The sequence below is a fragment of the Magnetovibrio blakemorei genome, assembly GCF_001746755.1.
In the GTDB taxonomy this organism is placed as follows: Bacteria; Pseudomonadota; Alphaproteobacteria; order Rhodospirillales; family Magnetovibrionaceae; genus Magnetovibrio; species Magnetovibrio blakemorei.
On record NZ_MCGG01000015.1, the window covers coordinates 25,962 to 38,144 of the forward strand.

Below are 12,183 nucleotides of genomic sequence, written 5' to 3' on the forward strand. Positions count from 1 at the left end.
AGCCCCCCATGCAAGGGCTAAAACAAAAAAATCATCCCTGAGAACGCGGGTCAGCTATGCGTCTGGTGTGGGGCTTGATGTGCACAAACCAGACTTCTCCCCCTGACCTTCATGAGATGTCCGTTGTCAAAGCCAGATCGATCTCGACCTTTTTACCTTTGACATACGGCGCCAGTGCGGCGTCATCTTTTGTAATGTGGTTGACCAGCCAGTCCCGTAAGAAGCTGAGCAATTCAAGCGTAATTTGGGTATCACGATGAACGCGCCACCGTGCCGCAAATTGACCGACGTCTTGCGTCAGTTTACGGTGAACGTCGCGATGATATTGCAGATACGGATAAGCACAAACCTCCATGACCACCTCTTCGCGTTTAAAGTGAGCCAAGGTGTGCTCGATCAGTTCGGTTAGAGCTTCGTCCACATTCCCTTTCATAAGGGCCTGATCTGTTAAGTTATCAAGCAACAAAATCAATGCCTTGTGGTCGTCATCAATAGCATCTATGCCGATAGACAGGTTATCATCCCAAACCAAAACGCCAAATTTTGATTCCAAGGGCAAATCGACCCAGAATGCACTGCCTCGCTCAAGTTCACTTTCAAAGTCGATGCGCCCCCCCATCTGCTCCACCATATGCTTGGACACCGTAAGACCTATACCCGTTCCTTCGGTGGTCTTCATGGGATCATTGTTCAGACGATGAAACACGTTAAAGACGGCTTTATGGTCTTTTGGGGCGATGCCAATGCCCTGATCACTTACCGATATGCGCAGATAACCATCCTCGGTTTCCTGGCAGTCCAAGACCACCTCACCACCATCAATATTATACTTTACGGCATTATTGATCAGGTTGATCAGAACCTGTTTCAATCGCAATGCATCTGCGCGGATGCTTGATCGCGGTCGGCTTGTTACGTTGTTTACGATGGTAATACGGCGACTTTTTGCGACGGGCTCAATCATCTTGATACACTGATCGATCACGTCATCTGGATAGATATGGACCATCGACAATTTCATGCTGTCGGCCTCAATGCGCGCCAGGTCCAAAACATCATTGATCAGTTCCAAAAGATGCTCGCCGCCAAGGATAATGCTATTGGCGTACTCGACATGCCGGGGTGATAATTTTTCATTGGGATCAAGCTTTAACAATTGAGCAAAACCCAAGATCGCATTGAGTGGTGTGCGTAACTCGTGGCTCATGCTCGCGAGAAATTCCGACTTTGCGCGGCTCGCTTGTTTCGCCTCCTCAACCGCAGCATTCAAGGCGTTCACAAGCGGCGTGCTGATGAATTTGGTCAACAACGCCCCGATCAATGCGATGATGAGGGTGCTCAGCCCGCCCAAAACGGTAAATTTAATAAAAGGGGCACGCACTTCCGTCAGATCAATTTTTGCGACAACTCCCGCATTGAGACCCTTGAGTGGTTCATACGCAGCGAGCACATCTACCTTTCTGTAATCAGCCCCAATCATGGTCCCCGAAAGACCCATCAAGGCGTTTCGTATGGGTTCGGACACGCCGGACTCAAAGGAAATGGGTTCGCGTATATTTTGATCTGCAAATCGTTTGTTCAACAAAAAGACAATTTGGTCGCCCGCACGTTGCGCCACCACAATTTCACCCGTTTTGCCAAACGCAGAATAATCTATATGAGCAGACTGGATCTGGCTTAGGGTCGCACCCCAAGCCCCTTGAGGATGACCATGCTTGGCATGTTCAGTATCAAACTGAGATACGGATTCAATGAGGCGGGCTTGGCTTTGCGCCAGACGCAAGAGCCACACCCCCTGTTCTTCAAGAGAAGCCTGATACAAACCCCACGCCCACGTCCCCGCACCGCATAAAGCCGCACTTACCATGACGCCGACAAGGGCGAGCGTTCGCAAAGACGTATTGATGATGAGGGCTCCTTCAACGGCACTTGATCTCATACATATGCATTACTCATACATATATATTATATGATAATAAAAAAACGTGACGATGAAAAAGTTGCCTAAACAGCCCCCCCTTAGCTTTTAACCGTGCGCAGCCTTTTTGCGGCGATGCTGGTTCAGGGCGATCTCATCGAGCATGACTTGCTCGCGACGATTTTGTTCCAGCTCATAGCGGCGCTGACGGTTCCGTTCCACGGTCTCATATTTCTTGAGTTCTTGGTAAGCTTCTGACAATTCGTCTTGGGCATGACCAATAACCGTTCCCATTTGGTCGATGGAGTCTTGTAGGTTTTCCCGGCGCAAAATCACCCGCTGCGCAAACACACCATAGGTGATGCCGGCCAGCGTCGGATCGGCGGCGGCGGCTTTTTGCTGCACCACCAAATCGTCTTCAAGACGTTTCATCTGGTCTTCCAGCTCACCCAGAAGATGTAACAACTCACCCAGCTTGCGTCGTTTTTCATCCACGTTCCATTCGTGTAGGCGGATTAAGTTTTTGATGTTCGCTGCCAAGTTCAAGTCCTCAAATTGTGTTTCGGTATCCCCGCCCAGGGGGATTGTTTACGCGTTTATTGCTTGTCGGTCGGCAGGCTCACCCGTGGCATGTCAGGCATAAGCCCCTGCGCCAATCCTGGCTGCGCCGCATTTTGCGGCCCCGGTTGTCCCAGTTGCCCCATGGTTTGTCCAGGCGGACGGCCCAACACCTGAACCCCAGGCTTAGCCGGTGCCTGGCCCGCGACCTGGCCCGCGACGGGTGCCGGGGCCGTAGCCGCCGTTTGGCCGGGTGCCGGCATGTTCAACAGCTGCGCCAAAAGGACATAACATCCATCCAAATCCGTGAAGTCACCCTTGTTCTGGGTCAAAAACTGCTCCAACGGTTCGTGATAGAAAATGGCCTCGTCGACCAATGGATCGGTGCCTCGGCGATAGGCCCCCAAGCGGATCAATTCGGCCATGTCGTCATAGGTGGAAATCAACCGCCGGGCGCGGCTCACCAAGGCATTTTGCTCATCGGTGTTACATCCGGGCATGGTTCTCGATACGCTTTTAAGGATATTTATGGCTGGAAAACGTCCGCGTTCGGCAATTTCACGATCCAAGACCACGTGACCGTCCAAAATACCGCGCACCGCATCGGCGACCGGTTCGTTGTGGTCGTCACCTTCCACCAATACGGTGAACAACCCGGTGATGGAGCCTTGTCCGTCTTGACCCGGTCCGGCGCGTTCCAACAATCGGGGCAGTTCGGCAAACACCGACGGCGTGTAGCCTTTTGACGCAGGCGGCTCGCCCACCGAGAGAGAAATTTCGCGCTGCGCCATGGCAAAACGGGTCACGCTGTCCATCAGGCACAATACTTCTTTGTTCTGGTCGCGAAAAAACTCTGCCGTCGCCAAGGTCGTGTACGCCGCTTGACGACGCACCAATGGCGGCTCATTGGACGTTGCGACGATCACGACGGAACGCGCCATACCGTCTTCACCAAGGTCGTCTTCGATAAACTCGCGGGCCTCGCGACCACGTTCGCCAATCAGCCCGATGATGCTGACCTCGGCATCGGTGTTGCGCGCCATCATCGACATCAACGTCGATTTACCGACACCCGAGCCGGAAAAGATACCCATGCGCTGACCCTGACAGCACGTGAGAAACGTATTCATGGCCCGCACGCCAAGATCAAGCTTACCGCCCACCCGTTTGCGCAAATGCGCAGGCGGAGGGCTGGCCTGAATGGGATAAGAAACATCGCCGCCGGGCAAAGGCCCTTTTCCGTCCACCGGATCGCCAAAGGCATTCACGACCCGACCCAGCCAACCTTCACAAGGATAAATCACCGGCTGCGAAGACCCCACTTCGACGCGGCAGCCGAGACTGACACCCTCCAACGGGCCGAACGGCATCAGCAAGGCTCGATCATCGCGAAAACCGATGACTTCACACGCAATACGATGCTTGGCACGACCGTGGATCTCGCAGTGGTCGCCGATGGAAAAAACACCCTCAACGCCGGAAACTTCAACCAACATACCAACAACCGCCGCCACCTGACCGTAGATTTTAAAATCCGGCAAGCGGTCGACTTCATTGAGAATATTGTTGACGTAAACGGGCACCGATTATCCTGGCGATAAAGTCCCGAAACCCGCCATTCTTGGCGAATCATTTTGGGAAAAACGACGCACGTGCGCTTCTGCCGCACAAAGCAGTATAGACTATGCACACACACCCTTTAAAGCTTGGTAAAGCAAATCAAGGCGTTAACGAAGATTAATACGTAATATATGCTACCATCACTTGGCGTCTTGAAACTCTGCTCCACAACATATATGGTTAACAAGCAGTTTCTGGATGGAGATCCACACCTATGCGCGTCCTGCTTGTAGAAGACGACCCCGCGATGGCGCAAAGCGTCGAATTGATGTTGAAAACCGCTGGTATGGTGGTTGACTCAACGGACCTTGGCGAAGATGGCCTCGAAATCGGCAAACTTTACGATTACGACATCATCGTTTTGGATTTGATGCTGCCCGACATGGATGGCCTCGAAGTGCTTCGCCGTCTGCGCGATGCCCGTGTGGCGACCCCGGTTTTAATTCTTTCGGGTCTCACGGAATCGGAAATGAAGGTCAAGGGGCTCGGCTCCGGTGCTGACGATTACCTGACCAAGCCTTTCAACAAAGAAGAATTGCTGGCGCGCATCCAAGCCATTGTCCGGCGTAGCCAAGGTCACAGCCAATCGATCATCAAAACCGGCAAGCTTGCGGTCAATCTCGATGCCTCCACCGTAGATGTGGGAGGGGTGCCCATCCACCTGACGGGCAAAGAATACGGCATTTTGGAATTGTTGAGCCTGCGCAAAGGCACCACGCTGACCAAGGAAATGTTCCTCAACCATCTCTATGGCGGGATGGATGAACCGGAACTCAAAATCATCGACGTCTTTATCTGCAAGCTGCGGAAAAAGCTCACCGATGCCACGGGTGGCGACAACTACATCGAAACGGTGTGGGGACGTGGCTATGTTCTGCGCGACCCTCAGCAGTCTCCGCAAGCTAAACTGGCTTAAGGCAATTCCGCAAGACTTGGGGGCGAGCCTGTGTGCTTGTACACCCCCAGCCCTGCCTCAACGGGCCATAACTGCTCCGTGAGACCTATGGTCGATTCCGAACTTCCCAAAAACAACACCCCGTCAGGCGCGATCACACCGCCGAGCGCGTCTAAGACTTTACGTTTGGTCTCAAGATCGAAATAGATCAAGACATTGCGACAAAACACCACATCAAAGCGCCCAAGTCCACGTGGGTCCGTTAACAAGTTGAACGCCTTGAAGGTGACCGCTTTGCGAATCTTATCACTGATCCGCCAATAATCGCCTTCTTGCGCAAAGTGCTTCACCAGCATTTGAACGGGCAATCCACGCTGGACCTCAAACTGACTGAAAAGGCCTTCTTTGGCGCGCGCCAACACCGAATGGGAAATGTCGGTCGCGACAATTTCCATATTCCAACCGGACAAGCGGTGGGCTTCCTCGTGAAGAAGCATGGCCAATGAATAAGGTTCTTGCCCGCTTGAGCACGCAGCACACCAGATGCGCATGCGCCGCGTGTCTTTGCGCCGCTGCAACACTTGCGGCAATATTATATTTTTAAAGAGCTCAAAGGGTTCAACATCGCGAAAAAAGAGCGATTCATGGGTGTTCATCGCCTCGGCGATTTCAACCACCAACGCTTCGTTGTGGCGAATTTTAAGCGCTTTCACCATATCGACAATGGTGTCATAACCGTGCTTTCGCGCCACCGGCAAGAGACGCGTATCGATCAGATAGGTTTTATCCAAACTGACAGCCAGACCGGAACGGTCCTTTAACAGGTCCCGAATATAGTCAAAATATTCAGATCCCATAAAATGCCCACCTTTTCTTAAAAGCCCCGACCAAGGCCCCGCTTAAAGCCCGCGCAAAAAGCCGCGTCACTCGATGTGATTTGCAATCGGCAACCCACACAAAACGAAAAAGCGTTATCGGGTCCGGGAAATAAAGTTCGCGACATAACCGGGCAATTCGGTGATCGGCAATACCGCGCTGCACACACCAAGTGTTGCCGCCGCGCCGGGCATTCCCCAAACCACTGAAGTTTTTTCGTCCTGAGCGATCACCGTTCCGCCCGCTTCGACAATATGCGTGGCTCCCTTGGAGCCGTCATTGCCCATTCCCGTGAGAATGACCGCGAACACCCTGGCACCGAAGACCTTCACCACACTGCGAAACATCGGATCGACTGCAGGACGACAGAAGTTTTCGGGCGGGTCTTGATTCATCATCACGACCCGTTGCGGACCTTTTTGGGTGACGATCATATGGTAGTCACCTGGGGCCAAAAGAATTTTACCGGGTTCGAGAACGTCGCCATTTTTAGCTTCGGAACACGGCCAGCCGGTCATGCGCGTGATATGTTCCGCCAAGATGGCCGTAAACGTCGCGGGCATGTGCTGGGTAATGACGATCGGTAAATTGATCGATTTCGGCAGCCCCTTGAGAAATTCAAACAACGCCTGCGGGCCACCAGTGGAACTGCCGATAGCCAAAACATCCGGCTTCGCCGTCCCCGGTTTGCGCAAGACAATTTCGCCGCTGTTGTTGATTTTCCAACCCGTCGGGGCCGTACTCGCTGACACAGCAGCGGCAGGACGCGCCCCAGCACTCGGGGTCGGCAGGGCGGAAGGCGCTCCAATCGGCGCTCTCGGTGCTGCGGGGGCAGCCGGACGCGGTGCGAAATGGCTGCCGGTCGATTGGCGGTGAATCATGCCAAGGTTTTTGACCTTGTCGAGCAATTCACGGCGGAAATCACTTTCGCCACTCAGCTCCCGAGCAGAAGACGGCTTGGGGACATATTCCGTAGCCCCCAAGCTCAACGCTTTCATACTGATCTCGGCATTTCGCTTGGTCAGCGTTGAAGCCATGATCACCTTGATATTGGGGTCGGCCTTCAACAACAACGGCAACGCCGTCAGGCCGTCCATCACAGGCATTTCAATGTCCAAAATGATGACGTTGACTTCGCCTGGGTGACGGGTCAAATGATTGACCGCCAACTGGCCGTTGCTGACGGAAGCCGAGACCGTCACACCGGGATCCCCCTCCAGAATGCGCGTAATTAAGCCGCGAATAACTGCGGAATCGTCCACGACCATAACCCGTAAAGGGTTCTCACTTTTAGGGGTTTGCGCCGTATCGTTCACGCCAAATATCCATTCATGGAGTTAAATCAGAAATTGAGAATTTCGCTAGAGTAACCCAACTTGGGTGAATTTAGCCTGAATGATTTCACTGTCGAAGGGTTTCATAATGTATTCATTCGCGCCGGCTTCGATAGCTTCTTGAATATGCTCGATATCGTTTTCCGTGGTGCAAAACACCACCACCGGAAGATTTCCGTTCGGCAGCGCGCGCAATTCCCGCAGATATTCAATCCCGCTCATCACGGGCATATTCCAATCCAGCAAAACGGCATCCGGCATATTCGCCTTACACGCGTCCAAAGCTTGTTGGCCGTCAGCGGCTTCCACCGTTTCGAACGCGAGGTCATGAAGGATTTTTTTCGCGACCATGCGAATGACCTTGGAATCATCAACAATGAGACAAGATTTCATAGAGCCCCTGATATCTGCAAACCAAATCCATTGACCCTTTTACTTGCTCCAGCAAAAAAGTCACCTATAGCAACGAATAGCGCAATACAGGCTTAAAGATAAACCTTTTTTGCACAAAAAAGGCCCCATCTGAAAAGGAAGGGGCCTTTTATGATGGTTTTGCGCTTAGATGGTCACGCTATTAACAGTCATGGCCAGGGAACGCACCAATTCGTCCCGATCCGATTTGGCCACATAGTCGTTAAAGCCAACAGCGCGGCCGCGTTGGAAATCACGGTCCGTGGCGTGTGCCGACAGGGCAACCATTGGAATTTCACCCCAACGGGGGTCGCGACGAACTTCTTCGGCAAAGGCAAAGCCATCCATTTCAGGCATTTCGATGTCACTGATGATGACGTCAAAACGGCTACCCTTATCACGCATTTTCAGAGCTTCCGTGGCGGATTCTGCGGTTGTAACGCTGAACCCGGCAACCGACAGGATGGGCGCCAATAAATTGCGAAAGAAGGGACTGTCATCAACCAACAAGGCATGCTTACCAGCAATCAAACCGCTGGCGTCCTCTTCCGAGCCACCGAACCAGTCGGGGAACGCCTGGGTCAAATAATACCCGGCGTCGATCACATCCGTCGCTTTGCCATCAATAACGGCAGAACCGATCAATCCGGGACGGTTCGCGGTGATTTCGACCTTCAACCGATCCTCGACGATATCGACGATTTCATCGACCACCAGCCCCATGGACCGTTCTGATTCGGTAAACACCAAAACAGCTTGGCGACCGTCATATTTCCACTCGTGACCCGCACTGAAGGGGATCAGCGGCATCAGTTGACCACGGTACTGAACCATATGCTCACCGTGGGCGACTTCCACCTCCGTCATGTCAATTTCTTCAAGACGCGCAACCAACGCCAACGGCACGGCTTTAAGCTCGTCCCCACCGGCACGGAAAATCAACATGGAGACCCGTTCGTCGCCCTGTTTGCCAAGACTTTCCTCGGCGGCTTTTTCTGTTTGCGGCCCAACGCTGACTTCGCCCGTGGAGGCGGCGATGCCGTTGGGGTCCAAAATCATAATGACCGAACCGTCACCCAAAATCGTGTTGCCGGAATAGACCGGAATATCGCGCAAAACCGGCGAAGTCGGCTTGACCACAATTTCTTCGGTGTCGAAGACCCGGTCGACGATAATGCCAAAGCTGTAGGTGCCGACTTGGGCGACGATGATAAAGGTTTCTTCGGCGATTTTTTTGCTGCCGCCCGTCGACAGTTTCAACAGATCGCCCAAGTGCACCAACGGCAACAAACGATTGCGCAAACGCAAAACCGGGCTTTCGTTGATGACTTCCACCGAATATTCAGACCGCGCAGAAGCCCGCACCAATTCCAAAACGCTGATTTGCGGAATGGCAAACTTTTCACCGCAGCTTTCCACGATCAACGCGGCCACAATGGCCAACGTCAGGGGAATTTTAATGGTGAACGTCGAGCCTTTGTTCTCTACGGATTTCAGTTCGATTGTGCCGCCAATTTTTTCAATATTGGTGCGCACCACGTCCATACCGACGCCGCGTCCCGACACACTGGTGACTTTTTCAGCGGTCGAGAACCCGGCCTTAAAGATGTACTGCTGAATCTGCTGATCGGACAAATCATCCAGTTCGGATTCCGTCAACAGACCGTTGGAAATACACTTTTCGCGAATGCGCTGCATCGGCAAGCCTTTGCCGTCATCGGCGATGTCGATGATGATGTGGCCGCCTTCGTGATACGCGTTCAAGGTGATCATGCCGACTTCTGGCTTGCCCATGGCAACACGATCTGCAGGTGTTTCAAGGCCGTGATCGGCTGAATTTCGCACCATGTGGGTCAACGGATCTTTGATCAGATCCAGAACCTGGCGATCCAGTTCCGTTTCCGCGCCCAACATCTGCAATTCAATTTTCTTGCCCGTTTCCAAGGACAGATCGCGCACAATACGGGGCAGCTTAGACCATGCATTGCCAATGGGCTGCATGCGGGTTTTCATCACGCCTTCTTGAAGGTCGGTGGTGATGTGGCTCAAGCGCTGAATGGGAACCGTAAATTCACTGTCTTCGCTGCCGCGTATCATCTGCAAAAGCTGGTTGCGGGTCAGCACCATTTCGGAAACCAAGGTCATCAGGTTTTCCAAAACGTCAACGTTCACACGCAACGAAGCGGTAACGCCCCCACCCGCATCTGCCTTGGCGGGCGGTGCAGCCTTAGCGGCCGGTTTTGCAGCAGGGGTTTTGGCCGGAACCGATGCGGCGGCGGCAGGAGCCGGCGCGGGTTTAGGCGCAGGGGCCGGAGCAGCCTCAGCCTCAGCCATGTGTTCCATTTCCGCGTTGGCAGCGGCATCAGCGGCAGCATCTGCAGCAGCAGAGCCACCCCCTGTCGCTTCTTCGTACTCAGCCAAAAGCTCGGCAGCGACGGGGAAACCGCCATCCGAAGAATGCGAAGAGCCCGTATCGCCGCCTCCCGTGGCCGTTTCGTATTCGGCAAGCAACTCAGCCGCGACGGGGAAACCACCGCTCGAGGTCGTCGGACCCGATGAATCGTCCCCACCACCGGTGGCTTCTTCATATTCAGCCAGAAGCTCTGCCGCAACGGGGAAGCCGGCATCACTGGTCTTTGGACCGGAAGCGGCCGCAGGTGCCGCAGCCGCAACGGCGGGCGCAGCAGCAGGGGCACTTTGACCACTGGCCAAGGCATTGAGTTGAGCAATCAGTTCGGCATCATCGCCTTCGGGTTCCGCCGCCGTTTCCGCCAGTGTTTCGACCAACCCACGAATGGTGTCGATACACAAAAGAACCAGCGACACACCAGCGGGCGTCACTTCCAATGCACCATCGCGATATTTATCCAGGACGTTTTCGCCAGCATGAGCAACCGATTCAAGGCGCGGCAAGCCTAAGAAGCCGCAGGTGCCCTTGACGGTATGAACGAGACGAAAAATATTGCCCAAAATCGCAGCGTTTTGCGGGTCTTTTTCAAACTCCACAAGCTGCATATCAACCAAGTTAATGCTTTCCGAGGTTTCTGTAATAAATTCGCTTAAAAGATCGTCCATAACTGGATCCCCAGGTGCATGTTCAAGAGGTGCATATCCAAAACGCACATATTATCATGCACGATGTCGTATGCGGTGCCTTAGGCGTAGATGACAGTTATAATCCCTTTAGATCAATCTATCATCTTATTATTATCAGATATTAGCGCCCCTATTCGTGTGAACCAAATTTTTTCTACGCCAATCGCTCAATAAACGCCGAATAAAATGAAAAAAACCTTACACAGCTGATTATAAAAGGGCTGCCAGTTGGATTTCGTCGTCCCCGGCGGACATGAATTCCAATTCCGCCCCCAGCACATCGGCCAAAATAGCGGTGAAATACCCGTGCACCGTGCGTGCGTTCAGCATCTCGGTATCCGTTTTTGCCAAAAGTGCATCCTCCATTCCCGGGCGCAGGCTTGCCCCTACGCCCTGAACGGAGACGGCAAACCCCAACTTTGCGCCGATTTCCGAGACTTCGATACGCAACACACCGCCACGCGGCAAGGATTCCGAGGCAATGAGGCACAGATTCAGCAAAATTTTGCCCGCATTCAATTTTATCCGCGCATTTTGCGCCTCCCACACCACCGAGACCCGCCCCCCTTGAACAAAATTAACGACCAAGGCCTTCAGTTCATCGATGGTGATGGTATCGTCTTCCCCTCCGCCCAAACCAAACGCGACGCGAAAAAAGGCCAAGCGGCTGGCGCATTGGGCCGCGCTCATGGCGATCACATCCAACGCTTGTTCGTCAGCCATCGTCGAGTCTTCGCTCAACAGTTCCGCACCAGTGCTGAGCGCGCTGACGCCCCCTGCCAAGTCGTGACAGACCCGCGAGACCAAAAGTTGTGCCACCCGATGATCAATGTTCATGATTTTTACCCTTAGAAGTCCTATATTTCTTATTATTGACTTGGACTTACCAAAGTCGCAAGGGATCACACGTATTATGGGGCCAAAACGTCACAAAGGGGTTGAGCGTCCAAAGTCAACCCGCCCGCACCCAAAAGTTCGCCACCCATCGGATGGCGAACTGGGTGACGTGCGCGCTCTTGTGGGCGATACCCCCAAAAACCGAGATTTGCTGATTGAACATCTGCACAGCCTCAATGACCATTTTGGCCATCTCAGCGCCGGACACATGGCCGCCCTGGCGCAACTGTTGGCTCTCGCCCAAATCGATGTCTATGAGACCGCGACGTTTTATGCCCACTTCACCACCTTAGGCGAAGGCGAAACGCCGCCCCCGGCGCTCACCTTGCGCATCTGCGACGGTCCAGCGTGCCGGATGGCGGGGGCGAAGGCGCTGTTGACGGAAGCCCTTGAAGCCTTTGGCGATCAGGTGCGGGTCTGCCCTGCCCCCTGCCAAGGTGCCTGCGACACGCCCCCATCAGCCATTTTAGGGCAATCGCGCATCACCGCACCGACCCTCAGCACCTTAAAAGCGCACATCGACGCAAACGACGTATCACCGCCAAAGCCCGCTCCCCTGCCCCCCTTGAACATTCCAG

The 12,183-nt window shown here is 53.6% G+C and carries 10 protein-coding genes; 2 read left to right on the forward strand and 8 right to left on the reverse strand.

Translation table 11 applies throughout. The annotated features are described in order from the left end of the window. Window positions 1-109 precede the first annotated feature (109 nt). The 3 genes from BEN30_RS05145 to fliI all read right to left on the reverse strand — a co-directional run bounded on the left by BEN30_RS05145 (window position 110) and on the right by fliI (window position 4,059). The gene (locus BEN30_RS05145; RefSeq protein WP_170826963.1) at window positions 110-1,480 is read right to left on the reverse strand and encodes a bacteriohemerythrin; all 1,371 of its coding nucleotides are present in this window, start codon (window positions 1,478-1,480) and stop codon (window positions 110-112) included. A gap of 546 nt (window positions 1,481-2,026) precedes the next feature. Beyond that, entirely contained in the window at window positions 2,027-2,458 is a 432-nt protein-coding gene (locus BEN30_RS05150) for a flagellar export protein FliJ (RefSeq protein WP_069957290.1), read from the reverse strand. Window positions 2,459-2,514: 56 nt separating this feature from the next. Continuing rightward, the gene (gene fliI, locus BEN30_RS05155) at window positions 2,515-4,059 is read right to left on the reverse strand and encodes a flagellar protein export ATPase FliI (protein WP_084005059.1); all 1,545 of its coding nucleotides are present in this window, start codon (window positions 4,057-4,059) and stop codon (window positions 2,515-2,517) included. Between the two features lie 251 nt (window positions 4,060-4,310). Between fliI and ctrA the strand changes: the two genes are divergently transcribed. Continuing rightward, window positions 4,311-5,012 (forward strand): response regulator transcription factor CtrA, encoded by a 702-nt coding sequence (ctrA, locus tag BEN30_RS05160; RefSeq protein ID WP_069957282.1) that lies wholly within the window; start codon window positions 4,311-4,313, stop codon window positions 5,010-5,012. Here ctrA and BEN30_RS05165 read toward each other — a convergent pair. From BEN30_RS05165 to BEN30_RS05185, 5 genes are all read right to left on the reverse strand, one after another. Next, the gene (locus tag BEN30_RS05165) at window positions 5,009-5,848 is read right to left on the reverse strand and encodes a CheR family methyltransferase (protein ID WP_069957283.1); all 840 of its coding nucleotides are present in this window, start codon (window positions 5,846-5,848) and stop codon (window positions 5,009-5,011) included. The two genes, ctrA and BEN30_RS05165, sit on opposite strands and share 4 nt — an antisense overlap. A 114-nt stretch (window positions 5,849-5,962) precedes the next feature. Further along, a complete protein-coding gene (locus tag BEN30_RS05170; RefSeq protein WP_069957284.1) occupies window positions 5,963-7,135 on the reverse strand; it encodes a protein-glutamate methylesterase/protein-glutamine glutaminase in 1,173 nt (390 codons plus the stop codon). A 93-nt stretch (window positions 7,136-7,228) separates the two neighbouring features. Next, on the reverse strand, window positions 7,229-7,594 hold the full coding sequence (locus tag BEN30_RS05175; protein ID WP_069957285.1) for a response regulator: 366 nt from the start codon (window positions 7,592-7,594) through the stop codon (window positions 7,229-7,231). Between the two features lie 165 nt (window positions 7,595-7,759). Then, the gene (locus BEN30_RS05180; RefSeq protein ID WP_069957286.1) at window positions 7,760-10,687 is read right to left on the reverse strand and encodes a hybrid sensor histidine kinase/response regulator; all 2,928 of its coding nucleotides are present in this window, start codon (window positions 10,685-10,687) and stop codon (window positions 7,760-7,762) included. 231 nt (window positions 10,688-10,918) lie between these two features. Next, on the reverse strand, window positions 10,919-11,545 hold the full coding sequence (locus BEN30_RS05185; RefSeq protein WP_069957287.1) for a histidine phosphotransferase family protein: 627 nt from the start codon (window positions 11,543-11,545) through the stop codon (window positions 10,919-10,921). Window positions 11,546-11,621: 76 nt separating this feature from the next. Between BEN30_RS05185 and BEN30_RS05190 the strand changes: the two genes are divergently transcribed. After that, the coding region (locus tag BEN30_RS05190; RefSeq protein ID WP_170826964.1) for an NADH-quinone oxidoreductase subunit NuoE family protein at window positions 11,622-12,183 on the forward strand (562 nt) is incomplete at its 3' end.

What these genes read in the sequence shown, in the direction of transcription:
- BEN30_RS05170 (WP_069957284.1), bottom strand. Translation starts at nt 7,135, where the DNA reads ATGGTCGTGGACGATTCCGCAGTTATTCGCGGCTTAATTACGCGCATT.
- BEN30_RS05165 (WP_069957283.1), bottom strand. Translation starts at nt 5,848, where the DNA reads ATGGGATCTGAATATTTTGACTATATTCGGGACCTGTTAAAGGACCGT.
- ctrA (WP_069957282.1), top strand. Translation starts at nt 4,311, where the DNA reads ATGCGCGTCCTGCTTGTAGAAGACGACCCCGCGATGGCGCAAAGCGTC.
- BEN30_RS05145 (WP_170826963.1), bottom strand. Translation starts at nt 1,480, where the DNA reads ATGATTGGGGCTGATTACAGAAAGGTAGATGTGCTCGCTGCGTATGAA.
- BEN30_RS05180 (WP_069957286.1), bottom strand. Translation starts at nt 10,687, where the DNA reads ATGGACGATCTTTTAAGCGAATTTATTACAGAAACCTCGGAAAGCATT.
- BEN30_RS05175 (WP_069957285.1), bottom strand. Translation starts at nt 7,594, where the DNA reads ATGAAATCTTGTCTCATTGTTGATGATTCCAAGGTCATTCGCATGGTC.
- BEN30_RS05185 (WP_069957287.1), bottom strand. Translation starts at nt 11,545, where the DNA reads ATGAACATTGATCATCGGGTGGCACAACTTTTGGTCTCGCGGGTCTGT.